We start from the raw sequence: 25,524 nt of genomic DNA, 5'->3' as shown, positions 1-25,524 counted from the left end.
GACAATGGACACGCGGCGCGAGAATGAGTTGTGGAGCTGGTCGGCCGTCGATCTGGCGCGTGCGATCGCGACGCGCGCGATTTCCAGCCGGGAAGCCGTGCGATCCAGCCTCGATCGCATCGCCGAGGTCAATCCGGCATTGAACGCCATTGTCGCTGTGCTCGGCGACGAAGCGCTGGTTGCCGCGGACGCGGCGGATGCCGCGGTGAAGTCTGGCGCGGAACTCGGCGCGCTGCATGGCGTGCCGGTCACGATCAAGGTCAATGTCGACCAGCGCGGCTGCGCCACCACCAATGGCGTCGTGGCCTTCCGCGAGGTGATCGCCACCGAGGACAGCCCGGTGGTCGCGAGTCTTCGCAAGGCGGGCGCGGTCATTGTCGGGCGCACCAACACGCCGGCCTTTTCGCACCGCTGGTTCACCAACAACGATCTGCACGGCGCGACCTACAATCCGTGGAGCCGTCGGCTGACGCCGGGCGGCTCCAGCGGCGGCGCCGCATCGGCCGTCGCCTCCGGGATGGGCGCGATCGCGCATGGCAATGATTTCGGCGGCTCGATCCGCTATCCGGCTTACGCCTGCGGCGTCGCCGGCCTGCGTCCGACGCCGGGGCGGATTCCGGCGTTCAATCCGTCGGCAACCAGCGATCGTCCGATCACCGCGCAGATGATGTCGGTGCAGGGGCCGCTGGCCCGCTCGGTCGCCGATCTCGGGCTCGGCCTTGCCGCGATGGCCCAGGCGGACGCGCGCGACGGCACATGGCTGCCGGTGCCCCTGCAAGGTGCGCCGCTCAAGCGTCCGATCGGTGTCGCGGTCGCGCCCGCGCCGTTCGGCGACGAGGCGCCGGAGGTGAGCGCGGCGGTGCGCGCTGCCGGACGCTGGCTCGCGGAGGCCGGCTTTGCCGTGGAGGAGACCGTGCCGCCGCGGCTCGCGGAGGCGGCCGATCTCTGGCATCGCCTCGTCATCAATGAGGAGCGGCGCGTGCTGGCGCCGATGATCCGCAAGTTCGGCGACGATCGGAGCCGCTACAATCTCGAGTGCCATATCGCCTACGCGCCCGAGCTCGACGGCGATCAGGTGCTCGCCTGCTTCGAGCAGCGGCTGGCGATCGTGCGGGCCTGGCAGCTGTTCCAGGAGCGCTATCCCGTCATCATCCTGCCGGTCTCGGCGCAACTGCCGTTCCGTTTCGATCAGGATCAGGAAGACGCGGCGGTGGTCCGCGCGCTGCTCGACGCGCAGCGGCCGCTGCTTGCGGTGCCCGCGCTCGGCTTTCCGTCGGTCGTCGTACCGACCGGGACCGCCGAGGGCGTGCCGGTCGGCGTGCAGGTGATCGCCGGCCGCTTCCGGGAAGACGTCTGTCTCGCAGTGGCCGAGCTGATCGAGGCGCGTGCATCAAAGCTGACGCCGATCGACCCGCGAGACTGAACCAACAACAAGCACTGAACATCATGGGAGAACATCACGTGACGAATGCACCGATCTGGCACTGGTCCGCCGTCGACACGGCCGCGGCGATCCGAAACAACCAAGTGACGTCGGAGGAGGTGGTTCGCGCCCATCTCGACCGCATGCAGGACGCCAATCCGGCGCTCAACGCCGTCGTGGTCGATCTCGGCGCGTCTGCGATGCAGGCGGCGAAGGCCGCGGACGAGGCGCTGGCCGCGAGCAAGCGCGGAGGCGGCGCCGTCGGGCCGCTGCACGGCGTGCCGGTCACGATCAAGATCAACATCGACGTCGAGGGCCAGGCCAATTCGAACGGCGTGGTGGCATTCAAGGACAACATCGCGCCGGGCGACTCGCCGGTGACGGCCAATCTCAGAAAGGCCGGCGCCGTCATCATCGGCCTCACCAACACGCCGGAGTTCTCGCTGCGCGGCTTCACCGACAACCCGCTGCATGGCCTGACGCGCAATCCCTGGAATGCCGACGTGACCTGCGGCGGATCGTCGGGCGGCGCCGGCGCGTCGATCGCGGCCGGCATCGGCACCATCGCGCATGGCAACGACATCGGCGGCTCGCTGCGCTGGCCGGCGCATTGCAACGGAATCGCCACCATCAAGCCGACCCAGGGCCGCATCCCGGCGTTCAATCCCAGCGCCACGGTAGAACGGCCGCTGATGGCGCAGTTCATGTCGTCGCAAGGGCCGCTGGCGCGCCACGTCGCCGACGTGCGCCTCGGCCTCGAGGTGATGGCGCAGCGCGACCCACGCGATCCCTGGTATGTGCCGGCGCCGCTGACGGGGCCGAAGCCGGCCGGGCCGATCAAGGTCGCGCTCGCAAAGATCCCCGAGGACATGGCGACCGATCGCAGCGTGATTGCGCTCCAGCGCAAGGCGGCGGATCATCTCGCCGATGCCGGCTATGCGGTCAGCGAGGTCGAGGTCCCCGACCTCAACAAGGTCTGGCAGCTCTGGTGCGACCTGATCATGACCGAGACCCGCGTGTTGCAGCAGGACCAGATGCTGGCGACCACCAGCGCCGACTTCCAGAAGACGTTCCGCGGCTTCATGGCGCTGGCCAACCCGCTCGACCAGGCCGGCTACATGAAGGCGATCGCCGAGCGCTCGCGCCATATCCGGAACTGGATGACGTTCCTCGAGCAGTATCCGCTGGTCGTGATGCCGACCACCGTGCGCAAGACGCCGGAGGTCAACGCCGATCTCGGCGGCGATCAGCGCGTCAAGGATTTGTTCTGGAACGACCTGCGCTTCATTTCGTCGATGAACGTTCTGGGGCTGCCGGCGGCCGTGGTGCCGGTGGGTCTCGATGAGGGATTGCCGGTCGGCGTCCAGATCGTCGGCTCGCGCTATCGCGAGGACATGTGTCTCGACGCCGCCGAGGCGATCGAACGCAAGGCCGGCGTTCTGGCACGGCAATTGTGGCAGCGGCGCTGAGGCGATCTCGACGCCACCACGCATTATCCATTCGTATGATTCAACGCGCGCCGCGGCGAAATTTCGTCGCGGCGTTCGCATGATCGGAAATGCGAGCGTGCCGGGGTCCAGCTGTGTTCCTTCTCCCGGAATTTCTGAGCGGAATCGCAGAGCGCCATGCCGGCGACGGGGTTGTCGGCGATCCCTGATTGCTTCAGGAGATCGTCCGAAACGTCGAAACCCCTGGGAACGAAATGTCCATCACGAAACGCTCGCATGTCCTGGTCGCAATTGCCGTGTGTCTCTCATTTGCGGCCGGCGCTGCCCGAGCGGAGGATGGCGTGCTGCGGGTCGGCATCATCACCGACATGAGCGGGCAATATTCCGACGGCAATGGCCCGGGATCGGTGATCGCGGCGCAGATGGCCGCGGAGGAAATCGGTGGCACGGTCGCCGGACGCAAGATCGAGATCATTTCGGCGGATCACCAGAACAAGCCTGATGTGGCGACCGGCATCGTGCGCAACTGGATCGACAACAAGGGTGTCGACGTGATCGCCGAAGGCGTCAATTCCGCGGTGGCGCTCGCGATCCAGACCGTGACGCGCGAACGCAAGAAGCTGTTTCTGATCTCGGGCTCGGGCTCGTCCGATCTCACCGGCAAGCAATGCTCGCCGACGAGCGTGCAGTGGACTTATGACACCTATGCCTCCTCGAACGCGACGGCGAAGGCCGTGGTTGCGCGCGGCGGCACGCCCTGGTTCTTCCTGACGGCGGATTATGCGTTCGGCCAGGCGCTGGAGCGCGATGCCAGCAAGGCCGTGACATCGGCCGGCGGCAAGGTGCTGGGCGCGGTCCGCCATCCCTTCGATACCGCCGATTTCTCGTCGTTCCTGCTGCAGGCCCAGTCCTCCGGCGCCAAGATCCTGGCGCTTGCCAATGCCGGTTCCGACTTCCGCAACGCGGTGTCGCAGGCCGACGAGTTCAATATCCGCGCCAGCATGCAGGTCGTCGCGCTGCAGGTGACGCTCACCGACGTGCCCGCGCTTGGCCTCGCGCATGCGCACGATCTGCTGTTCACCGATTCCTTCTATTGGGATCGCACGCCGGAGACGCGCGTGTTCGCCCAGGAGTTCTTCAAGCGGCACGGGGCGATGCCGACCGCCTATCAGGCCGGCGTCAACTCGGCGCTCCGGCACTACTTCAAGGCAGTTGCCGCCACCAACTCGGTCGATTCGGAGACCGTGATCGCGCAGATGCGCAAGACCCCGGTCAATGATTTCTTTGCCCAGAACGGCCTCGTGCGCGAGGACGGCCGGATGGTGCACGACATGTATCTGATGCGCATCAAGAAGCCGGAAGAGTCCAAGAGCAAGTGGGACCTCTACGAGTATCTCGCGACGGTGCCGGGCGACCAGGCCTTCCGTCCGCTCGATGAGGGCGGCTGCCCCTACGTTGCCAAGTCGCACTAGGTGGTGTGGACTCTAAGGATTCCCTTTTAGGCGCAAATCAGATTCAAGGCTGCTTTTGGGGAGGCCGCCTTGGGTGTGATGGACCGCTTGGTATTGAGCGACGCGACATGGGAGCGGATGGCGCCGCTGATCATCGGCCGGCCTGACCAGAAGGGTTCGACCGGACGGGACAACCGGATGTTTGTGGAGGGCGTACTTTGGATCGTGCGCACTGGCTCTCCCTGGCGTGATCTTCCGGAGGTGTTTGGAGACTGGAACAGCGTGTTTCGGCGCTTCAGTCGATGGAGCATCAAGGGGGTCTGGTGGCGCATATTCGAAGCGATGTCCGGTGATCCGGACTTCGAGTATCTGATCGTCGACTCCACCATCGTCCGGGCGCACCAGCACGCCGCTGGGGCGAAAAAAGGGGGTCTGAAGATCAGGCGATCGGTCGCTCGCGCGGTGGCCTGAGCACCAAGATACATATGGCCGTTCGCGGCCTGGGATGTCCCGTACGGTTCAAGCTCACCGCAGGTCAGAAGAGCGACGTACCGCAAGCCGCCGAATTGATCGAGGGATTACCTGCCCAGGTCGTCATGGCGGATACGGCTTATGACGCCGATCACTTGCGCCAGGCGATCGCTGCCAAAGGCGCGCTCGCCGTCATCCCCAACAACCCGTCACGTGCGCTCAAATATCCGCTGGACAAGCATCTCTATGCCCAGCGTCATCTCGTCGAATGCTGCTTCTCAAAACTCAAGCAGTTCCGCCGCGTCGCAACCCGCTTCGAAAAGACCGCCCGAAATTACCTGGCCGTCGTTACTCTCGCAGCCATCGTCTTATGGATGCGATAAATGTCCACACCACCTAGCCCTTCAGAAATTTGCATCGAGCCCTCGCGTGAGTTTTTCTCCTATCATGCGCGAGTTTTGATCGGTTGTCCGGCGCCGATCCTGACGATACGTTCGGATTGAGATCAGTCTCAGTTGGCAGATCATGCTCCTGCGCGGTTCCCCGCGAACTGCGGGCTTGCTGCGCGTTGACGTCGCTGAGACCTTCTCGTCCGCCCGGCCAGACCGGGCGCAGAGGCGATCTGGACAGGAGACGCAGCAACATGACGGGCGACATGGGTGTTCGGGCTGGCCAGTGCCATTGCGGCGCGGTGCGTTTCGAGGTGACGCTCAGCGACGGCTTCAATTCGATCCGCCGCTGCACCTGCTCTTACTGCCGGATGCGGGGCGCCGTCGTTGCCATGGCCGAAATGGGCGGGATCAAGATCCTGCACGGCGAGGATGCGCTAACAAGCTACCGCTTCCATACCGGATCGGTGCAGCACTTCTTCTGTTCGCGCTGCGGGATCTACACCCATCATCAACGGCGATCGAACCAGAACCTGTATGCCGTCAACGTGGCCTGCCTGGATGGTGTAAGCCCGTTCGACTTCCCCGAGGTGCCTGTGATGGACGGCGTCAATCATACGAACGACACCGGCAAGCCGACGCGCCGGGCAGGCACACTCCACTTCATCCCGGCCGACTGACGATCGCTGTCGGCCGACGACCGCCCGGCTCGTCGCGGGACGACGGTGAGAGGGAAGGGAGCCCTTCCACCGGTGGTCGTGCAACAAGTTCAGTGTCGTCCCTGCCTAGTGCGCAATTGCGCACGGGAGCAGGGACCCATAACCACCGATCGTCATTGTTTCACGACGCCGAAATGACGAGTCCCTTTAACAACCTCGGCCGCGGAGTATGGGTCTCTGCTTTCGCAGGGACGACAGCTGTGGTGAAATCAAGCGAGGCGTCATCGCGACGGCCCCATCACCGTGTTCACGAGGCACCATGACCAACACCATCGAGGCTTCCGACGGCGGCTACCGCTTCATGCCCGGCGTCAGCCAGTATTCCTGCGGCATCGCTGCGCTGCCCGGCTTTGCCATCGAGCGCGTCAGGTTCTCTGAACCGGTGCCGTTGGGCGCGGGTTTTGCAAGGATTGCCGACATCATCAAAGCGGCGGGTCGTCCGCTGACGTCATTTGGCGCCTGCGAACTGCGTTCCCCGGCGCCGTTCACCGAGGACGGGTTCAGGGCCTTCAACGAGATCTACATCAAGACGCTCGTGGCCTGGGGTGCGATGCGGGACGGCGTCAATCCGGTGGCGCGCAGCAATGTCTGTCCGAAGCTCGATCCGCCCGGTGAGCCGAGCTTCCACGCCTTCTGCTACACGGTGCCGGCCGCCATGGACGAACCAGCCAGCTTTGTCGTCGCCGGCAGCGGCGAGTCGGTCGAGGGCAAGGCCAATTATCGCGATCATACCGTAGCCCTCGGCGACACCAGCCCGGCCGGCCTGCTGGCGAAGGCGAAATTCGTGGCCGACGAGATGGAACGCCGGATGAGCGCGTTCGGCGGCCGTTGGCAGGACACCACCGCGGTGCAGCTCTACACTGTGCACGACGCCTATCCGGTGCTCGAAAGCGAGCTCGGCCGCCGCGGCGTGCTGCGCAACGGCTTGACCTGGCATTTCGACCGGCCGCCGGTGGTTGGCCTCGACTTCGAAATGGATTGCCGGCGCGTGCATCGCGAGCGCGTGGTGTGACGTGGCGGTCGCGTGATGCATCAAAAGCGCGTGTGGGTGCATGTGGAAGCGTGCGCCCTTTCTTGACACGGATCGCGTCAACCGTTTCCCTTCGCCATCGACGTCAGCGGCTGGGTGAGCGCGGGTGCAGAACGAATCTGTGATCAGGCGGCGTGATCTGCTGGCGCTGATTGGCACCATTGCCGGCAGTTCGGCGATGTATCACGCGATGACGAGCCTCGGCTTCGCGTCCGAATCCGCCTACAAGGGGCCGCTGAAGCTCGCAGGCGATGTGAAGGGCGCCTCGGTGCTGATTCTCGGCGCGGGGCTTGCCGGCATGACGGCGGCGCTGGAGCTGCGCAAGGCCGGCTACAAGGTCCAGATCCTCGAATTCAACAGCCGCGCCGGCGGCCGCAACTGGTCGATCCGCGGCGGCGACAGTTTTGTCGAGCTCGGCGGCTTCAGGCAGACCAGCCAGTTCGAGCAGGGGCTCTATCTCAATCCCGGCCCGTGGCGGATTCCCTATCATCACCGTGCGCTGCTCGACTACTGCCGCCGGCTCAATGTGACGCTGGAACCCTTCATCCAGCTCAATCACAACGCCTATCTGCACGCGACGCGTGCATTCAGCGGCAAGCCGCAGCGCTTTCGCAGCATCAAGGCGGATTTCCAGGGCGGGGTTTCGGAGCTGCTCGCAAAGATCACCCAGCAGGGCCGGCTCGACGAGACCGTCGGCAAGGAAGATCAGGAGATCCTGCTGCAGTCGCTGCGCGACTGGGGCGCGCTGGATCGCGACTACAAGTACAATGCCAACCTCGTGTCGGCCGAGTTCCGCGGTTATGCGCGCGATCCCGGCGGCGGCCTGATGGGCGATCCGCTGCCCAGCGAGCCGATCCCGCTGCAGGAGCTGCTGCGGTCGCGGATGTGGCGCTATCTGCAGACCTTTGCGCGCTACGATTTCCAGACCACCATGTTCCAGCCGGTCGGCGGCATGGACATGATCGGCAAGGCGTTCGCGCGCGAGGTCGGCGATCTCATCCGCTATGGCGCCAAGGTGACGCAGATCCAGCAGAACGGCTCCGGCGTCACCGTGAGCTATGTCGACACCGCCAGTCCATCGACGGTGCAGCAGGCCACCGCCGACTGGTGCATCTGCACCATCCCGTTGCCGATCCTGAGCCAGTTGCCGGTCGATGTCAGCGCGCCGATGAAGAGTGCGATCGACTCCGTGCCCTATGCAGCCTCGGTGAAGATCGGCCTGCAGTTCAAGCGGCGGTTCTGGGAGGAGGATGACGCGATCTATGGCGGCATCAGCTACACCGACCTGCCGATCCGGCAAATCGCCTACCCGAACTATGGCTTCAACCGCGGCGGCCGCGGCATCCTGCTCGGCGCCTATATGTATGGCGGTGCCAATTCGTTCGAGTTCACCGCGATGACGCCGGCCGAGCGGGTCGCCAGCGCGGTCGAGTTCGGCGCCGCGATCCATCCGCAGTACAGGAACGAATTCGAGAACGGCGTCGCGGTGGCCTGGCATCGCGTGCCGTTCACGCTCGGCTGCGCCGGCGAATGGACCGAAGCCACCCGCGCGCAGCATTACCGCAATCTCTGCCAGATCGACGGCCGTATCGTGCTGGCGGGCGAGCACGCCTCGCAGCTGCCGGCCTGGCAGGAGGGCGCCATCCTGTCCGCGCTCGACGTCATCTCCCGGCTGCACGAACGCGTGGTGAAGACATGATGATGCGGACCGCAACATCCGTCGTCGCTGGACTGGCGCTGCTGTGGGCGACGGCAGCCCTTGGGCAGGACAGCGGCGCGGGCAAGCGCACCTTCTCTTCGGGCTACCGCTTCGTCGAGATGACCGGCGAGGAGCTGTTCGCCAATGTGTGCCAGGGCTGCCACATGCCGGATGCGACGGGCGCCAGCGGGGCGGGCAGCTACCCGTCGCTGGCCGGCAACAAGAATCTCGAGGCCGGCAGCTATCCGGTCTTCCTGGTCATTAACGGCCGCCGCGGCATGCCGGCGTTCGGCGACATGATGACCGATGGTCAGATCGCCGCCGTTGTGAATTATCTGCGGACGCACTTCAGCAACAACTATGAGGACGCGGTGACGACCAAGGATGTCCAGGACGCCCGCCGCTAGAGGCGCCGTTCCGTCATTCCGGGGCGTGGGCAAGGCCCGCGAACCCGGAATCCAGAGGTGATGTACTCGGAGTTCCGCAACTTCGAGATTCCGGGTTCGCGCTGCGCGCGCCCCGGAATGACGAAATGAACGATGTGTGCCGCACGAACTTCTATCGAGTAATGGAGAAATCATGAGATTAGCAACTATCACACTGGGCGCCGCGCTATCCGCGATGGCGACCGCTGCCTCGGCTGACGTGGTCAGGCATCCGATTCCCAACTCGACCTTCCCGATCGCGCAGGCCGTGACCGTCACCGGCAACACCACGACCGTCTACGTCAGCGGCCAGGTGCCGCCGGCGATCAACAAGGACGCCGATCCGTCGAGCCCGCAGGCCTATGGCGATACCAAGACGCAGACCGTCGGCGTGCTCAACCGCATCAAGGCCATTCTGGAAGGCCAGGGCCTTGGCATGGGCGACGTCGTCAAGATGCAGGTATTCCTGGTGCACAACGCATCCGCGCCGATGGACTTCAAGGCCTTCATGGAGGGCTACACCCAGTTCTTCGGCGGCAGCCAGCCGAACCTGCCGGCGCGCTCGGTGGTCGGCGTCGCCGCGCTCGCCAATCCCGGATTCCTGGTCGAGATCGAGGTGATCGCGGCCAAGGACTCGAAATAAGGACTGCAAATAGCGTGCGCGAAACCGCGGAGCATGCGCGCGGAAATTGAAGGGCTCGCCGTCTTGCCAAAGCGCGTGTCGCCTGTCTGAATTCGTCTCCGATCAGGCGGCGGAATTCTGGGAGAGTACGATGTCGCACAAGGCTAGAGACACGGTTCGATCGCTGCGGCTCGCGGCAGCGCTTGGTCCGGCGCTGCTGGCAACCGGCGCCGCGGCGCAGGGGCTGACCGAGCAGCAGCAATTCGCCCGCGGCATCTACCAGGAGCTGGTCGAGATCAACACGACCACCGCGACCGGCGATACCCAGAAGGCGGCGGAGGCGATGGGCGCGCGGCTCCGCGCGGCGGGCTTCCCCGAGGCCGACGTGCACGTGTTCTCGCCGGCGCCGCACAAGGGCAATCTGGTGGCGCGGCTGCGCGGTTCCGGCGCGCGCAAGCCGATCCTCCTGGTCGCCCATATCGACGTCGTCCCCGCCAACCGCGAGGACTGGTCGGTCGATCCGTTCAAGCTCACCGAGCAGGACGGCTATTTTTACGGCCGCGGCTCCAGCGACGACAAATACATGGCGTCCGCATTCATCACCAATCTGATCCGCTACAAGAAGGAGGGCTACAAGCCCGATCGCGACATCATTGTGGCGCTCGAGACCGACGAGGAGATCCTCGATGCCAACGGCCTCGGCATGCAGTGGCTGATCAAGAACCACCGCGACCTGATCGATGCCGAGTTCGCGCTCAATGAAGGCGGCGGCGTCGGCCTCAAGAACGGCAAGGCGATCCGCAACAGCGTGCAGACCAGCGAGAAGGTCTCGATCGGCTACCAGCTCACGGTGAAGGATCGCGGCGGCCACTCGTCGCTGCCGCGCAAGGACAATGCGATCTATCACCTCGCCGAAGGCCTGGTGCGACTCTCCAAATACGACTTCCCGATGAATCTCAACGAGACCACGCGAATCTATTTCACCAAGACCGCCGAGGTCGACACGTCGCATGCCGACGATATCAAGGCCATTTTGGCGCCGCAGCCCGACCCGGCGGCGCTGGCGCGATTGTCGGAGAATCCGGGCTATAATGCGCAGCTCCGCACCACCTGCGTTGCGACCATGCTGGAGGGCGGCCACGCCATCAACGCGCTGCCGCAGCTGGCGACCGCCAAGGTGAACTGCCGGATCCTGCCCGGCGAGCCGCTCGAGGGCGTGCAGGCGACGATCGAGCGCGTGCTCGCCGACAAGGAGATCGCGGTGGCTCCGACCGGCAAGGCCGTGCTGAGCCCGCCGTCGCCCCTCAACGAGGAGATCATGGGTTCGATCGAGAAGCTGTCGAAGGAGTTCTGGCCGGATGCGTCGATCGTTCCGGTCATGAGCACCGGCGCGACCGACGGCAGCTATCTGCGTAACGCGGGGATTCCGACCTATGGCCACTCCGGGCTGGCCGCCGATGTCGACGACAACCGTATCCATGGCAAGGACGAGCGCGTGCTCGTCAAGTCGTTCTACGAGGGCGAGGAGTATCTCTATCGCCTGGTCAAGATGCTCGCCGGCGGGAAATGATGGCTGACAGCAAGACAAGGACACGGGTTGCGGTCGCCGGCCTCGGCGCGATCGGCACCGACGTCGTCAAGGCGCTCGATCAGGGCATCGAGGGCCTCGCGCTGGTTGCGGTGTCGGCGAACAGCCCGGACAAGCATCGCGGCTGGGTGGCGGAGCTCAAGTCTGCGCCGAAGCTGGTGCCGATCGAGCAGCTGGCCGAGATTGCCGACATCGTGGTCGAATGCGCGCCGAGCAAACTGGTCCGTTCGATCGTGGCGCCGGTGGTCGAGCGCGGCAAGACCGCGGTCGTGCTCAGCGTCGGCGCGCTGCTGCAGAACGAGGACCTCGTCGATCTCGCGAAGGCCCATGGCGGCCAGATCATCGTGCCGACCGGCGCGCTGATCGGGCTCGATGCGGTGACCGCCGCGGCGATCGGGACCATTCATTCGGCGAGGCTGGTGACGCGCAAGCCGGTCGCGGGCCTCGTCGGCGCGCCGCATCTGGTCGAGAACAACATCCGGATCGAAGGCATCACCGAGCCGCTGCGCATCTTCGAGGGCAGTGCGCGCGACGCCGCAAAGGGTTTTCCGGCCAACCTTAACGTCGCGGTGGCGCTGTCGCTGGCCGGCATCGGCCCCGACCGCACGAGGGTCGAGATATGGGCGGATCCGACCGTGACCCGCAACACCCACCGGATCGAGGTCGATTCCGATTCCGCGCGGTTCTCGATGATGATCGAGAACATTCCCTCAGAGAACCCGAAGACCGGCCGCATCACCTCGCTGTCGGTGATCGCCTGCCTGCGCAAGCTGCGCGCGTCATTGCGGATAGGCACCTGATGAAGATTGCGCCCGACGATCTGTTCCTGGTCATCGACGTGCAGAACGATTTCTGCCCCGGCGGCGCGCTGGCGGTCGCGGACGGCGATGCCGTCGTGCCGGTCGTCAACCGGTTGGCCGGCCGGTTCGACCATGTCGTGCTGACCCAGGACTGGCACCCGGCGGGCCACAGCTCGTTTGCGACCTCGCATCCGGGCGCGGCGCCGTTCTCCGAGATCGCCATGCCGTATGGGCCGCAGACGCTGTGGCCGGATCATTGCATCCAGGGTACGGCCGGCGCCGCGTTTCATCCCGATCTCGCCACCGAGCGGGCCCAGCTCGTGATCCGCAAGGGGTTCCGGGCCGCGATCGATTCCTATTCGGCGTTTTTCGAGAACGACCGCAAGACGCCGACCGGGCTCGCCGGCTATCTGCGCGAGCGCGGCCTCAGGCGCGTCGTGATGGCGGGGCTCGCCACGGACTATTGCGTGCAGTATTCGGCGCTCGATGCGCGCCGGCTCGGTTTCGAGACCACGGTGGTGCTGGCGGGCTGCCGCGCCATCGATCTCGGCGGTTCGCTTGCCGTCGCGACCGCGGCGATGCGCAAGGCCGGGGTGGAGCTTGTCGAGGAGCTCGTCTGAGCATCGCCAAAGGGGGGCAAAAACCGTTGTTTTGACTGGCTTTTTGTTCTAATCCCCAGCCGTTGATGATCACGCGCAGCGGAGCTTTCGTGTCGGGACAGGTTTTGCGGATTGGGACGCGCAAGAGCGCGATGGCGCTCGCGCAGACGGATGAGGTCGCACGCCTGCTGCGCGCTTCGGCGCCGGACCTTGCCGTCGACATCGTCAAGTTCGAGACCCGCGGCGACCAGGACCAGACCAGCAAGCTGTTGCGTCATGGCGGCAAGGGCGGCGCCTTCGTCGCCGAGATCCGCGAAGCCATGCGTGCCGGCACCTTGCAGGCGGCGATGCATTCGCTGAAGGACGTGCCGGGCAACGAGGAGACGCCGGGTCTTGTCATCGCCGCGATGCTGGCGCGCGATGCCGCCAATGACAGCCTCGTGCTGCGTCCCGGCCTGTCGCTGGAAACGCTGCGCGCCGCGCGCGGCAAGGGCTTCATGATCGGCACCAACGCCGTGCGCCGCGCCGCCTATCTGCGCCGGCTGTTTCCGGAAGCGACCGTGATCCATTATCGCGGCGCCGCCGACACGCGCGTGGCCAAGCTCGATCGCGGCGACAAGCAGCGGCTGCCCGGCGGCGGCGACGTGGGGCCGGCGGATGCGCTGGTGATGGCGCGCTCGGGCCTGGAGCGCATCGGCATGACCGCGCGCATCGCGCATGATTTCTCGGTCGGCGAGATGCTGCCGGCGGTCGGCCAGGGCATTGTCGCGGTGGAATGCGTCGAGACCGACTGGGCGACGCGTGCGCGGCTTGCCGGGATCGACAACGTGCAGTCGCGGCTTGCGGCCGAGGCCGAGCGCGAGGTGCTGTGGGTGCTCAACGGTCATTGCAATTCGCCGATCGCGGGCCACGCCACGCTCGCGGGAGCCGAGATGACGCTGCGCGCCTCCGTGCTCGACGAGGCCGGCGCCGGCTTCATCGAGGTGACGCGGCGCGGACCCGCGGACCGGCCGCGCGAACTCGGCCGCGCCGTGGGCATGGAGCTGCTGGAGAAGGGCGCCGCCGAGATCATCGCCCGCACCCGGGCGGAGGAATAGCGCGCGCTACGCCCGCAACGGCCAGCTGCCGATGATGCGGAAGCGCGATGCGCTGTCGGTCTGCTTGAACAGCGCGATGCGGTCGATTGCGAGCCGCGCGAGGTCGATCGCCGCGAACCGTGAGCGCAGCTGCGCCACGATCGGGCCGCGCCGCTCGTCGCTCAGCCGCCCTGTCAGCGTCATGTGGAAGCGGAACTCCTCCATGACGTAGGGATAGCCCCAGCGGTCGAGATAGTCGCACTGCCGCGCGGTGAGTTTCTCTGGCCTGCGGCGCGCGCGATCTTCCGGCGTCAGCGGCGCGCGGAACGCGTCGAATTCGGTGACGCAATCGGCGGCAAGCTGCTGCAGATCATCCGAGCGGCTGGCCGGGATCACCGCGATGAAGCCGCTGATCGCATCGACCACCGGTTCGATCACCGGAATGCGCCGCGCGCGGCCGGCGAAGGCGGCACAGGCATCGAGAAGCTCGGCCTCGCTTCGACCGTCGGCGAGCGCGGTGGGCGCTTTCAGCGTGGCGTGGAATCCATACTTGCGCGGATCTTCGGTGATCTCGCGCCAGTCCGGCGTGACGCCTTCGGGAAACGGCAGGTCGTCGCCCGACACCGCATCGTAACCGAGCAGTGTCGAACCGAAGCGGTGCAGGACGCTGTCGGGTGACGGCGCATAATAGATCGCGTAGCGCGGAGTGCTGGCCATGGGACTGGGCTACGCCGCCGCAACCGTCTTGCGCGGCGCGAGCGAATGAACGAGGCAGCTCGCGTCCGCCAGGTGCACCAGCCGTCCGGCCGCTATCACGGCGACGATGCGCGGCCGCAGCGGCACCTTGTCGTCGACGACGATGATGTCGGCACGGCGGCCCGCGGCGAGCACGCCGCGATCGGCGAGCCCGGCCGCGCGGGCCGCCGCCGACGAGATCAGGTCCCAGGCCCTGGCGAGCGGCAGGATGCCGTCGTCGGCGAGGCGGAACGCCGCGAGCAGCTGCGCCGGATAGTAATAGTCCGACGCCAGCACCGAGCAGAGGCCCTGTGCGATCATGTCGGATGCCTTGGTCCAGCCGGTATGGCTGCCGCCGCGCACCACATTGGGCGCGCCGAACACGATGAAATCGCCCGCCGCGGCGGCGTCGCGCGCGGTCTCCTCGTTGACAGGGAATTCGGCGATCGTGGCGCCGAGCGCGCGAAACTCCTGGCGCATCGCCGGGCTGTTGTCGTCGTGCGAGAGCATGCGGATATCGGCCGCGCGCGCGGCAGCGGCCAGTCGCGCTATCGAGGCCGGCACCTCGGGGCGACGCGCCACGATCCGGTCGAGCATGTCGTTGACGGCCTCGACGGAGAGCCCGGTGCGCTCGGCCAGCTGGTTGCGCTTCTTCGGCTTGACGTTGCTGTGGTCGTTGAAGGCGAACAGGTCGATGCGGCCTTCACTGAGCCATTGAATGATCTCGGCCTCGGCCTCGAGATTGTGGGTCTCGTGGCGCAGGTGGAAGCGGGTGTCGGCGGCGAGGTGCGGCCGCAGCGCCTCGATCGCATCGAGCAGCTTGCGCGCATTCTCCGCGCTGCGCAGGCCGGGCTCCCACGACCAGGTCGTGCCGTGGAACACGGTGGTGATGCCGTTGGCGATCGCCTGCCGGTCGCTGTCGATCAGCGCCACGTCGGTCGGGAAGTCGACGCCGGGGCGCGGCATCATCTGCCGCTCGAACGCATCGCCATGCAGGTCGATGATGCCGGGCAGCACCAGGAGGCCACTAGCATCGATGTGAAGCGCGGCGCGACCCTGCTCGGCGTCGAGCGCGCCGATGTCGCGACCAGCGGTCCGCAGCGAGGTCTCGACCAAGGCGCCGTCAACCAGCGTGCGCCCGCCCTCGATGAAAATGTCCGTCACGATGCGGCGCTCCGTTGTTTGGCTTGTGATTGGGATACGGCCTTGGCCTCATGCTTGTCGAGGAATTCCTCGACCGCGAGCTTGCGAAAGTCGGGCAGGACGCGGCGGAGCGTCTCGTGATCCCAGTCCCACCATGCGAGCGCGGCGAGGCGGTCGGCGATCGTCTCGGAGAAGCGCCGCTTCACCGGCCGCGCCGGATTACCGGCCACGATGGTGTAGCCGGGAACGTCCTTGGTCACGATCGCGCCGGCGGCGACGACGGCGCCGGTTCCGACGTTCCGTCCTGGTAACAGGATCGCACCATGACCGATCCAGACGTCATGGCCGATATGCACGTGATGCGCACGTCGCCAGTTGAAGAAGTCGGTGTCGTCGCTCTCTCCGGGGAAATACGCGCTGGCGCGGTAGGTGAAATGCGCCTGAGTCGCGCGATGCATCGGGTGGTTGCCGGGGTTGATGCGGGTCATCGCTTCGAGCAGAACTTGCCGATCGAGGTGTAGGTGATCTGGCTGTCGTTCACGACGTAGGAATAGTCATCCATGGTCACTTCAAGCAGGATCGTGCGCGCGCCGACCTCGGTATATTTGCCGAGCTTGCTCTCACGGACCGACGCGGTCGGGTCGACGGTCGGCACAACCGAGAGTGTTTTTCCGGCCATCAGGGCCTCCGCAAATCTTCAAGAATCTTGGGCTTCCGGGGGATGCGCGCTCGTCATCGGGATGCTTGATGACAACATCATGACGTTGCGATGACGGCAAGGGAGCGACAAGGGAGGGGTGTGGACGATCGCCGCACCGCAGCGCTGTCGTCACATAACTGTAAAACGCCGGGGATAGCGATGGCCCAACGAGGCGCGGTTGGAGCATTACATGCTGGTGGTGGAAGGTTTGACGTGCCGTTTCGGCACGAAAGCCGCAGTCGACAACGCGTCCTTTTCGATCGCGCCGGGCAGCTTTGTCGGCGTGATCGGCCGCTCCGGCGCCGGCAAGTCGACGCTGCTGCGGATGATCAACTGTCTCGCCGATCCGACCTCCGGCCGTATCCTGTTCGAGGGCACCGACGTCACCGCGTTGCGCGGCAAGGAACTGCGGCGGTGGCGCGCGCGCTCGGCGATGATCTTCCAGCAGTTCAATCTGGTCGGCCGCCTTGATGTGCTGACCAACGTGCTGATGGGCCGACTGGCCCAAATTCCGTCATGGCGCTCGCTGGCGCAGGTCTGGCCGGAGCAGGACAGGGCGCTCGCACTGTCGGCGCTCGAGCAATTCGACATCGCCCAGCTGGCGGCACAGCGCGCCGACCAGCTCTCCGGCGGCCAGCAGCAACGCGTCGCGATCGCCCGCGCGCTGGTGCAGGAGCCCGACATCATTCTCGCCGACGAGCCGATCGCCTCGCTCGATCCGCGCAACACCAAGATCGTGATGGACGCGCTGCTGCGCATCAACAAGCATTTCGGCATCACAGTGCTTTGCAATCTGCACTCGCTCGACCTGGCGCGGACCTATTGCGACCGCCTGGTCGGCATGGCCGCAGGTCGCGTGGTGTTCGATGGCGCCCCCGCGGCGCTCACCGACCATATCGCCCGCGAGCTCTATGACCTCGAGGCCAATGACGTCATCGGCGCAGCACCGCTGCCCGCGCCCGACGATGCAACTGCGCCGGCACTCGGCACCGCAGCCGCGGCCTGAGCGTCGCGCATTTTTCAATCTGGGAGGCCGGGCATTTTGCCCGGCCAACAGGTGCAACTACAACAAAAGAGGGGTAGTCATGTTCACTCGTCGCATCATTCTGGCTGGCGCCGCCGCGCTGGCATTTGCCGGTTCGGCCTCCGCGCAGGACTGGAAGGCAAAGTATCCGGAGCTCACCTTCGCGGTGGTGCCGGCCGAGAACGCCTCCGGCGTCACCGAGCGCTGGACGCCGTTCGTGGCGTATCTGTCGAAGGAACTCGGCGTGAAGGTCACACTGCGCATCGCCAACGACTACGCGGCCGTCATCGAAGGCCAGCGCGCCGGCAACATCCAGATCGCCAGCTACGGCTCGGCCTCGTTCTCTCGCGCGCGCGTGACCGGCGTCAAGACCGACGCGTTCGCCAACGATATGAACGCCGACGGTTCGACCGGCTATTACTCGGTGTTCTTCGTCAAGGCGTCGAGCCCGTACAAGACCGTCGAGGACCTGAAGGGCAAGAATCTCGGCCTGGTCGATCCGAACTCGACGTCCGGCAACAACGTGCCGCGCTTCGAACTCAACAAGATGGGCATCGCGAACGCCGAAGGCTTTTTCGGCAAGGTCGTGTTCACCGGCAGCCACGAGAACGCCGTCCTGGCGCTGTCGCAGGGAACCGTTGATGTGGCCGCCAACCAGTGGACCAACGAGGATGATTCCACGCTCGCCCAGATGCTGACCAAGGGCATGCTGAAGAATGCCGACGGCTCGGCGATGAAGAAGGATGATTTCCGCATCATCCACAAGTCGGCGCTGATCATCAACGGCCCCTATGCGTACAACACCGATCTTCCGGAGGACCTGAAGGCCGCGATCGCAAAGGCCTTCTTCGACGCCCCGACCAAGGACAAGGCCGCCTTCGACCGTCTGTCCGACGGTCAGAAGAAGGGCTTCCATCCCGCCACCACCAAGGATTGGGACGGCACCATCGAGCTGATCAAGTTCGTCGACGGTTTGCGAAAGAAGGCGAGCTGATCGCACGCCTGACGTCACGAGGGTCGGGCGTATAGCCCGGCTCTTTCTCTCCACTCAACTCCGAACCGGACTGGCACGCGTCGATGGCGACCGCCGTATCCATTCTTCCAGCGCAGCAATTGGCGACGCTGGGGGACGCCTACCGCAAGTCCGTCGCACGCAAGCGGTTGAAGGCCGCGCTGGCAACGGCGGCATTCTGTGCGGTGCTGGTGATCGCGGCGTTCGGCGCGGAAGTGAACCTGCGCACGCTGTTCACCTATTTCGGCAATTTCGTCAGCTATTTCGATCGCATCCTGACGCTGGATTCCGGCGCGCGGGTCTGGACCGATCCCGCCGAATGGTTCTGGGGTTGGCATAAGTGGCTGAAGATGCTCGGCGAGACGATCCTGATCAGCTATGTCGGCACGCTGACGGGTGCCGTGCTCGCCTTCGCGCTCAATTTCTTCGCGGCCCAGAATACGTCGCCGGGCCCGTGGGTACGTTTCACGATCCGCCGCCTGCTGGAATTCGCCCGCACCGTCCCCGGCATCGTGTTCGCGCTGATCTTCGTGATCGCGTTCGGCCTCGGGCCGATGGCCGGCGTGCTGGCGATCGCGATCCACACCACCGGGGCGCTCGGCAAGCTGTTCGCCGAGATCGTCGAGAATGCCGACATGAAGCCGGTCGAGGGCATCCGCTCCACCGGCGCGAGCTGGCTGTCCTGCATGCGCTTTGCCGTGCTGCCGCAGGTCTCGGCCGGCTATGCCAGCTATGCGCTGCTGCGCTTCGAGATCAACGTCCGCGAGGCGTCGGTGATGGGCTTCGTCGGCGCCGGCGGCATCGGCCAGGAGCTGGTGGTCGCGATCCGCAAGTTCTACTATTCCGACGTCAGCGCCATCCTCATCACCATCATCGTCACCGTCTTCATCATCGATATCTCGACCGGCTGGCTGCGCGGCCGGCTGTTCGGCAAGGAGACCCGTCGATGAGCCAGATGCCGAGGCCGGACACCGCGGAACTGCGCGCGAAGTACCCCGACGTCTTCGAACGTCCCACATCGGCACGGCTGGCGATGTCGGCCATGATCGTGGCGGCGCTCGCGATCTTCGTGTTCGGACTGGTCGATCTCGATTTCTCGCCGTCCAGGCTGATCGCGGGCCTCGGCCAGCTCGGCTGGATCACGATGCTGATGCTCCCGCCGAATCCGGGCTCGTCGTTCCCGCTCTACATGCAGGCGCTCGGCGAGACGCTGTCGATCGCGGTGCTCGGCACCACGCTTGCCGCGGTTTTGGCACTCCCGGTCAGCCTGCTGGCGGCGCGCAACATCATCCCCTCGAACCTGATCCGCTTTCCGGTGCGCCGCTTCCTGGACTCGATCCGCGGCGTCGATACGCTGATCTGGGCGCTGGTCTGGATCAACGTCGTCGGCCTCGGCCCGTTCGCGGGCGTGCTCGCGATCATGGTGTCGGACTTCGGCGCGTTTGGAAAGCTGTTCTCGGAGGCGATCGAGGCGGCGGATCGCAAGCAGGTCGAGGGCATCCGCGCGTCCGGCGGCAACGCGCTGCACGAGATCCGCTTCGGCCTGCTGCCGCAGGTGCTGCCCGTGATCGCCGGGCAGGTGCTCTACTTCATCGAGTCGAATACCCGTTCGGCCACCATCATCGGCATCGTCGGCGCCGGCGGCATTGGGTTGCAGCTCGCCGAGCAGATCCGTGTGCTGGAATGGCAGAAGGTATCGTTCCTGATCCTGATGATCCTAATCGCGGTCGCGGCGATCGACTTCATCTCCAGCAAGCTGCGCTTTGCCATCATCGGCCAGCGTGCCGTGGTGTAGAACCTTGCCTCGCCCTGCTCTTGCGGGGCGCCTCGAGTTTTGTACCGCACTATGCGCTGCGACCGTGAAGATGCGCGAGGGAGCGCCAGGCGTGATGCGTGAGCGTTTCAAGGCGCCGTACGGTATCGACGCGAGCGATTGCGTCGTCCGCGATCGTCGTTCCATCCGCCACAGAGTCGAGCGTGGCCTTGCGGTGGTCTCTCCGCACTTCGCCGAGTGCTTTCGCGCAGTGTTCCAGATGCGCAAGGGCCTGCTCGGTCGATGTCCCGGCTGTGGCGAGTGCCTTCCCTGGGTGGTGCGACCGCGTCGGCGCTGTTCTCGGCTTGATCTTTCTGGCGGAATCGGAAGCGTCGGGCACGACAGCGACTTCAGCGGCGAGCGATGCCGCGCTACGCATGGCCTCCACGCAGATTTCCACCGCGCGCATGTCCTGGGAGCCGCTGGGGAGCCGACCGAGTTCGATTTCCTCGCCGAAGGTTTCGGCCAGGCGAGACGCGTGGTCAAGTGCATGTACCGTGCTGGTGAGCCGCCGCTGCTCATTCTGCGATTCAGGAGGTCCACTTACTTCTGACATGAACTCCTGCGCCTGGCGCAGGGCAGAGGCAGCTTCCCCCGCTGGCACTGTGTTCTGTCTCGCCGGGACGGAGGCGTCCTGACTCGCTGTTGACAGTGCTGTCGCCAATGATCCGCACATCGCTTCAAGCGCGCGCGCGACCGTGCGTCGCACTGCCTCGACGGTTGCGATCGGGGTCGCGAGCGCTGCCGGATCCAGGCACCTGGTCAGCGGTGAGCCTCGTTCGGGCAGGATGCGCTCGACGAACCGGGTAAAGCCATTGATCACAGGCAGCAGCACCAGGACGCCGATGACGTTGTAGGCGGTGTGATAAGCTGCAAGCAGCGTTACACCACCAATGCTGTCTGAGGCGCGGACCAGAAGGGGAATGGTCACGGGGAAGAGCACCAGCGCAATAGCCGCCGCAATCAGCTTGAACAGGATGTACGCCAAGGCCAATCGCTTGGCGGTGCTGCTCGCGCCGATTGCCGCCATGGCGGAACTGGTCGCCGTTCCGATGTTCTGCCCAATGATCAGTGCGCATGCCTGGTCTAGGCCGATGGCTCCAGCATAGTGTGCCGAGAGCGTCACCGCGATAGCCGCGGTCGACGATTGCATCACGGCGGTCATCACCAGTCCGACGACGGCCAGCGCCAGCACCCCGTACAAGCCGGCCCACCAGGTGGCGCCGAGAACGGCCGGCAAGTCCGCCGGGTGCAACCGTTCGGCTAGTCCTCCCATGCCCTGCTGCAGGGTCGTCAGCGCGAACAGCACCAGCGCGAACCCCGCAAGGGCTGCTCCCGCTGCGGATACACGGCCACGGCCCAACAGCTTGATCAATGCGCCGACGAAAATCATCGGGAGCGCCGCGGCCGTGAGGGAGACGCGAACGCCGATCAGCGCAACGAGCCAGCCGGTTCCCGTGGTTCCGACGTTCGCACCGAACACCAGGGCCAGCCCTTGTGGAAAGGTCAGCACGCCCGCGCTTACCAGACCGATGGTGGTCATCGTCGTGGCGCTGGACGATTGCACGATCAAGGTCACGATGGCGCCCCACAGCGCACCGGATAGCGGGGTTGCTGCTGCCTTGCTCAGGACTGTCCGCAATTTGGATCCGGCGAGTCCCTTGAGGCCGGCGGTCATGACGCTCATGCCAAGCAGGAAAAAACCAACTCCACCGAGGATCGAAATCGCCGTCGACATGCGTGCTCTCTTCGCAGTGCACCGACAATTGAACCAATCAACCTAAAGCAGCGGCGCCCTGAAGTCAGCAGGAGACGAGGATTCGCCATCCGGCGGATCAAGCGACGGCTTTTTGGTCGCACGGGTCGAACTCAGAAGGGCGCGGCACACAGGCTTGCGGCGAGTCCTTGTTCAAGACACATGCGACAATGTCGCTTACTCAATTGCACCGAGCGCTAAAAACATCTCGGGATTGTGAAGCTGCGTGCATGATTGCGCGGCAAGAGACTTTCGGGTCTGTGCTAAGTTTCGGCCGTGCATCACGCGCGGAATAGGGGCAGCACTTCGAGCCATCAGGGAGTGTTCAATGTCAGATCTCGTTGCGATCGTGTACCCATCCGAAGTCAAAGCAGAGGAAGTTCGGCAAAAAATACTCAAGCTTCAGAGCGAGTACCTGATCACGATCAGCGATGCCGTGATCGCAGTCAAAACCGGGGACGCTGTAAAGCTCAATCAGCTCGTGAACACCACCATGACCGGCGCTGCCAGTGGCAGCTTCTGGGGACTGCTCTTGGGGATGGCCTGAATCCCCTTCTCGGCGTGGCGCTCGGAGCCGGCGCAGGCGCTTTGAGCGGTGCGCTGACCGATTTCGGGATCAGAGACCAGTTCATGAAGGATCTCGCGTCGAAGGTGAAATCGGGAGATGCCGTTCTGTTCCTGCTGATCAAGTCCATGACCTCAGACAAGGTTCTCAATGCGATCAAGGATGCGGGAGGGATCGTCCTGACGACCTCGCTCGATGAAAAGAGGGAGCAGCACCTTCGCGACGCGCTCGCAGCTGCAACTCAGGCCAAGGCTGCCTAGTCGCCGATCTTGTGGCGGCCTAATACGCTGCGGACTTGCGTGGGGATCAGTGCGCAACAGCATCGGTCCTTGGGCGGATCGCCAGCGATGAGGTTGGCTGCGGCGTTCGGCTCCGCGTTCGCTTCCCTTCCGCGCAGCCAGGAGCCGGGAGAAATCATGCGCAAATTGTTTCTATGGGGCCTAGCACTTGGGATTGCTTCGGTGGCGATCACGGCGACCAGCGGTCGTTCGCAGGCCGGCCTCATTGCGCCGCTGGGTCTGCGCCAGGCCGCCGACGAGCTTCGTCTCGCGGAAACTGTCCAATTCACCTGGAGGGGCCACCGCTACTGTTGGTACAGCAGGGGATGGCGCGGCGGCGGTTGGTATCGGTGTGGTTTTGGTTCAAGGCGCGGCATGGGTTGGGGTGGTCCGGCGGGATGGCACGGATGGCGACGGCCAGGCCACCGCCCGGTCACTCGGCCTCCGAGACCTGGGCGGCCAGGAATCCAGCGTCCGCAACCACTCCCGCAACCGCTTCCCGGCAGGAGCTGATGGCCGCTTTGTCTATCGTTCGCCGGCCGCGACGTGGCCGCACGCCAGTCGGAGCCCGCCATGTCCTTGAAGGAGCCGCAAACACGCGCGGGCCAAGTGCGCGATACCGTGCTGGTCGATCTCGCGCTGGAGGGCAGTGGATCGTACCGCGCTTTTACCTGGGGTGCTCGATCGGCTCATGGATGAGCCGTGGTTGCGCAGCGAGGCAATATCGGGCACCTGACGACGACCAACGTTCATACTGGCCTGGGCGTGTGTAACAAGACATCGGGCCTTGCAGGGCTCGACCGTTTAGTTCGGATTACAAAGGGGATTGTCAGCCGTTCTCGACCAGAAACTCCACGCGCTCGGCGGCGAAGCGCGAGCGCTTGGTCACCAGCGGCTGGTCCAGCATGTCGACGTCGGTGGCGTCGACCACCAGCACCGGCCGTCCCAGCGGCAGGTCGAGCCGTGCGGCGTCGGTCGCATCGACGATCGCCGCGGTGATCCGGGTCGAGGCGCGGTGGTAGTCCTTGACGCCGTAATGCCCGAGCAGCTTCGTCATCGAGCGGACGTTGGCGAACACGCTGCCGGCATCGGGAAACCGCTCGGTCGACAGCCAGGTGGTGGAGACGCAGATCGGCGTCCGGTCGGCGAGCCGCACCGCTTCGATCCGGATCAGCGGCGCACCGATCTTCAGGCCGAGCTCGCGCGCGATCTCGCGGTTGGCGACATCGCTGCTCGCATCGATCAGCTGGCCGCGCGGCTCGTGGCCGCCGGCGCCGACGATCTCGGAAAATCGCGTGCGTGAGCGCAAGGGATAGGCGAGGCGCTGGGCTTCGACATAGGTGCCGCTACCGCGTTCCGCGCGCACCAGGCCGCGCTCGGCCAATGCGGCGAGTGCCCGCCTCACGGTGTGCCGGTTGACCCGGTACGTCTCGGCGATCTCCATCTCGCCGGGCAGCTTTTCGCCGGCGGCGAAGCGGCCGTCAGCGATGCCGCGCTCGATGCCGTCGGCGACCTGCCGCCACAAGGCGACGCCGGAACTTTCCTGCATGCTCATGGCGCGGTGATACCAGAAATCTTTGGTTTGTCACGAAACAGTCATGGCGCTCCGCTATCAAGTTGTCTAGTATCATAGACAACTTGATGCAAGCAAGGTTGCCCAAAGGTTTGCCCATGAGTTCGACCATGAGTCCGACCGGACCAAACAGCAAACAGGCCCAGCGCAAGGCCGCGATGACGGTGCTGGCGCACGCCGCCGCTACGGACATCGCAGGCAGGCTGGCCGCGATCGCGGTGCCCGCGCATGAGAACCTGCGCGAGCCGGAAAACGGCCTTGTGATGCTGCGCGGGCGGATCGGCGGCGACGGTGCGCCATTCAATCTCGGCGAGGCGACGGTGTCGCGCGCGGCGGTGAGGCTTGCGACCGGCGAGGTCGGCTTCGGCTACACGCTCGGCCGCGACGCGCGGAAGGCGCAGATGATCGCGCTGTGCGACGCCATGGTGCAGTCGGCGGAGTTGTCCGGCGAGGTGGAGGCCAAGGTGATCGCGCCGCTGCGCGTCGCCATGAACGCCGAACGCGGCCGCAAGGCAGCGGAAACCGCGGCGACGCGGGTCGATTTCTACACGATGGTGCGCGGTGAGGGATGATGCAATGACGACGATTGCCGAAATGCCCGCGGGCTTTGCCGACAAGGTGCTGTCGGCGCAGTCGACTTTCCGTTCCGTGATGGATGCGATGGCGCGCCCGGGCAGCGTGCAGCGCGTCGCCGCTGATGTCGGAACACCGGCCGGCATGATGCGCGGCTCGGCCGCGATCGCGCTGACGCTGTTCGATCACGACACGCCGATCTGGCTCGACGCCGCGATGTCGGCGACGCCGGACGTTGCCCGCTGGCTGAAGTTCCATGCCAGCGCGCCGGTGATCACCGATTCCTCGATCGCGAGCTTCGCTTTGGTCGGCGATGCCGCGAGCCTGCCGGCGCTCGATCGCTTCGCATTCGGCAGCAGCGAATATCCTGACCGGTCGACCACGCTGATCCTGCAGATCGACAGCCTGTCGCAGGGCCCGGCCTTCGAGCTGAAAGGACCCGGCATCGACGGCAGCGCCGTGCTGCAGGCGATGCTCAAGCCGCGCGACCTGTTCCAGCGGCTTGCGATCAACGAAGCCCTGTTCCCGCGCGGCATCGATGTCGTGCTGGTCCATGACGATGCCATTGTGGCGATCCCGCGCACCACGCGGCTGATCGCAAGCGGAGTGTGA

The 25,524-nt window shown here is 65.4% G+C and carries 23 protein-coding genes and 3 pseudogenes; 21 read left to right on the top strand and 5 right to left on the bottom strand.

The window, feature by feature from the left end:
- Positions 1-4 precede the first annotated feature (4 nt).
- From J2R76_RS16605 to hemC, 13 genes are all read left to right on the top strand, one after another.
- Positions 5-1,423, top strand: a complete 1,419-nt coding sequence (locus tag J2R76_RS16605) for an amidase family protein (protein ID WP_253624204.1) — start codon at positions 5-7, stop codon at positions 1,421-1,423.
- Between the two features lie 23 nt (positions 1,424-1,446).
- Positions 1,447-2,892 carry an amidase family protein gene (locus tag J2R76_RS16600; RefSeq protein WP_253624203.1) on the top strand — a complete coding sequence of 482 codons (1,446 nt, stop codon included), beginning with the start codon at positions 1,447-1,449 and terminating at the stop codon, positions 2,890-2,892.
- 233 nt (positions 2,893-3,125) lie between these two features.
- Positions 3,126-4,343 carry an ABC transporter substrate-binding protein gene (locus tag J2R76_RS16595; RefSeq protein WP_141343109.1) on the top strand — a complete coding sequence of 406 codons (1,218 nt, stop codon included), beginning with the start codon at positions 3,126-3,128 and terminating at the stop codon, positions 4,341-4,343.
- Between the two features lie 69 nt (positions 4,344-4,412).
- A protein-coding gene (locus tag J2R76_RS16590) for an IS5 family transposase (protein ID WP_139481326.1) occupies positions 4,413-5,176 on the top strand; the annotation gives its coding sequence in 2 pieces (ribosomal slippage) (positions 4,413-4,748 and positions 4,751-5,176; 762 coding nt in all).
- Positions 5,177-5,436: 260 nt separating this feature from the next.
- Positions 5,437-5,862 (top strand): GFA family protein, encoded by a 426-nt coding sequence (locus tag J2R76_RS16585; protein ID WP_076829027.1) that lies wholly within the window; start codon positions 5,437-5,439, stop codon positions 5,860-5,862.
- Positions 5,863-6,160: 298 nt separating this feature from the next.
- Positions 6,161-6,913 carry a hypothetical protein gene (locus tag J2R76_RS16580; RefSeq protein ID WP_057018823.1) on the top strand — a complete coding sequence of 251 codons (753 nt, stop codon included), beginning with the start codon at positions 6,161-6,163 and terminating at the stop codon, positions 6,911-6,913.
- Positions 6,914-7,037: 124 nt separating this feature from the next.
- Complete coding sequence (locus J2R76_RS16575; protein WP_082653918.1) at positions 7,038-8,630, top strand: NAD(P)/FAD-dependent oxidoreductase; 1,593 nt, start codon at positions 7,038-7,040, stop codon at positions 8,628-8,630.
- On the top strand, positions 8,627-9,037 hold the full coding sequence (locus J2R76_RS16570; protein ID WP_244558863.1) for a cytochrome c: 411 nt from the start codon (positions 8,627-8,629) through the stop codon (positions 9,035-9,037). The genes J2R76_RS16575 and J2R76_RS16570 overlap by 4 nt, the downstream gene beginning before the upstream one ends.
- Before the next feature lie 172 nt (positions 9,038-9,209).
- On the top strand, positions 9,210-9,698 hold the full coding sequence (locus tag J2R76_RS16565) for a Rid family hydrolase (protein ID WP_253624202.1): 489 nt from the start codon (positions 9,210-9,212) through the stop codon (positions 9,696-9,698).
- 130 nt (positions 9,699-9,828) lie between these two features.
- Positions 9,829-11,247 (top strand): M20/M25/M40 family metallo-hydrolase, encoded by a 1,419-nt coding sequence (locus J2R76_RS16560; RefSeq protein WP_253624201.1) that lies wholly within the window; start codon positions 9,829-9,831, stop codon positions 11,245-11,247.
- Positions 11,247-12,065: an aspartate dehydrogenase gene (locus J2R76_RS16555; RefSeq protein ID WP_253626013.1), complete on the top strand. Its 819-nt coding sequence runs from the start codon at positions 11,247-11,249 to the stop codon at positions 12,063-12,065. Before J2R76_RS16560 ends, J2R76_RS16555 begins: the two co-directional genes overlap by 1 nt.
- Positions 12,065-12,685 carry a bifunctional nicotinamidase/pyrazinamidase gene (gene pncA / locus J2R76_RS16550; protein ID WP_253624200.1) on the top strand — a complete coding sequence of 207 codons (621 nt, stop codon included), beginning with the start codon at positions 12,065-12,067 and terminating at the stop codon, positions 12,683-12,685. Before J2R76_RS16555 ends, pncA begins: the two co-directional genes overlap by 1 nt.
- A gap of 65 nt (positions 12,686-12,750) precedes the next feature.
- Positions 12,751-13,761 carry a hydroxymethylbilane synthase gene (gene hemC / locus J2R76_RS16545; RefSeq protein WP_253624199.1) on the top strand — a complete coding sequence of 337 codons (1,011 nt, stop codon included), beginning with the start codon at positions 12,751-12,753 and terminating at the stop codon, positions 13,759-13,761.
- A 6-nt stretch (positions 13,762-13,767) separates the two neighbouring features.
- Here hemC and J2R76_RS16540 read toward each other — a convergent pair whose 3' ends face one another.
- From J2R76_RS16540 to J2R76_RS16530, 3 genes and pseudogenes are all read right to left on the bottom strand, one after another.
- On the bottom strand, positions 13,768-14,457 hold the full coding sequence (locus tag J2R76_RS16540) for a DUF1045 domain-containing protein (protein WP_076829018.1): 690 nt from the start codon (positions 14,455-14,457) through the stop codon (positions 13,768-13,770).
- A 9-nt stretch (positions 14,458-14,466) separates the two neighbouring features.
- Complete coding sequence (locus J2R76_RS16535; RefSeq protein WP_253624198.1) at positions 14,467-15,639, bottom strand: alpha-D-ribose 1-methylphosphonate 5-triphosphate diphosphatase; 1,173 nt, start codon at positions 15,637-15,639, stop codon at positions 14,467-14,469.
- Positions 15,636-16,297, bottom strand: a pseudogene (locus J2R76_RS16530) (chloramphenicol acetyltransferase). Before J2R76_RS16530 ends, J2R76_RS16535 begins: the two are co-directional and overlap by 4 nt.
- Before the next feature lie 211 nt (positions 16,298-16,508).
- On the opposite strand from J2R76_RS16530, the gene phnC reads away from it, so the two are divergent.
- The 4 genes from phnC (at position 16,509) to phnE (J2R76_RS16510) (ending at position 20,149) form a co-directional block, all read left to right on the top strand.
- Complete coding sequence (gene phnC / locus J2R76_RS16525) at positions 16,509-17,324, top strand: phosphonate ABC transporter ATP-binding protein (protein ID WP_253624197.1); 816 nt, start codon at positions 16,509-16,511, stop codon at positions 17,322-17,324.
- A gap of 79 nt (positions 17,325-17,403) precedes the next feature.
- Positions 17,404-18,336, top strand: coding sequence for a phosphonate ABC transporter substrate-binding protein (gene phnD, locus J2R76_RS16520; protein WP_253624196.1), 933 nt, complete (start codon positions 17,404-17,406; stop codon positions 18,334-18,336).
- 83 nt (positions 18,337-18,419) lie between these two features.
- On the top strand, positions 18,420-19,304 hold the full coding sequence (gene phnE, locus J2R76_RS16515) for a phosphonate ABC transporter, permease protein PhnE (RefSeq protein WP_057018813.1): 885 nt from the start codon (positions 18,420-18,422) through the stop codon (positions 19,302-19,304).
- Positions 19,301-20,149, top strand: a complete 849-nt coding sequence (phnE, locus tag J2R76_RS16510; protein WP_253624195.1) for a phosphonate ABC transporter, permease protein PhnE — start codon at positions 19,301-19,303, stop codon at positions 20,147-20,149. The genes phnE (J2R76_RS16515) and phnE (J2R76_RS16510) overlap by 4 nt, the downstream gene beginning before the upstream one ends.
- A gap of 49 nt (positions 20,150-20,198) precedes the next feature.
- On the opposite strand, the gene J2R76_RS16505 is transcribed toward phnE (J2R76_RS16510), so the two are convergent.
- Complete coding sequence (locus tag J2R76_RS16505) at positions 20,199-21,905, bottom strand: Na/Pi cotransporter family protein (RefSeq protein ID WP_253624194.1); 1,707 nt, start codon at positions 21,903-21,905, stop codon at positions 20,199-20,201.
- Between the two features lie 346 nt (positions 21,906-22,251).
- Here J2R76_RS16505 and J2R76_RS16500 point away from each other — a divergent pair.
- Together J2R76_RS16500 and J2R76_RS16495 are read left to right on the top strand one after the other, a co-directional pair.
- Positions 22,252-22,748: pseudogene (locus J2R76_RS16500) on the top strand (DUF1269 domain-containing protein).
- 591 nt (positions 22,749-23,339) lie between these two features.
- Positions 23,340-23,499, top strand: a pseudogene (locus J2R76_RS16495) (patatin-like phospholipase family protein); the annotation flags it as partial.
- 96 nt (positions 23,500-23,595) lie between these two features.
- Here the strand turns inward: J2R76_RS16495 and phnF are convergent.
- Positions 23,596-24,321: a phosphonate metabolism transcriptional regulator PhnF gene (gene phnF / locus J2R76_RS16490; RefSeq protein ID WP_057015442.1), complete on the bottom strand. Its 726-nt coding sequence runs from the start codon at positions 24,319-24,321 to the stop codon at positions 23,596-23,598.
- A gap of 128 nt (positions 24,322-24,449) precedes the next feature.
- Between phnF and phnG the strand changes: the two genes are divergently transcribed.
- Positions 24,450-24,911 carry a phosphonate C-P lyase system protein PhnG gene (gene phnG / locus J2R76_RS16485; RefSeq protein ID WP_082653675.1) on the top strand — a complete coding sequence of 154 codons (462 nt, stop codon included), beginning with the start codon at positions 24,450-24,452 and terminating at the stop codon, positions 24,909-24,911.
- Between the two features lie 4 nt (positions 24,912-24,915).
- Positions 24,916-25,524 carry a phosphonate C-P lyase system protein PhnH gene (gene phnH, locus J2R76_RS16480; protein ID WP_253624193.1) on the top strand — a complete coding sequence of 203 codons (609 nt, stop codon included), beginning with the start codon at positions 24,916-24,918 and terminating at the stop codon, positions 25,522-25,524.

The organism is Bradyrhizobium sp. USDA 4532 (assembly GCF_024171315.1).
GTDB lineage: Bacteria > Pseudomonadota > Alphaproteobacteria > Rhizobiales > Xanthobacteraceae > Bradyrhizobium > Bradyrhizobium australafricanum.
This window is presented reverse-complemented; position numbering and strand designations above follow the sequence as displayed.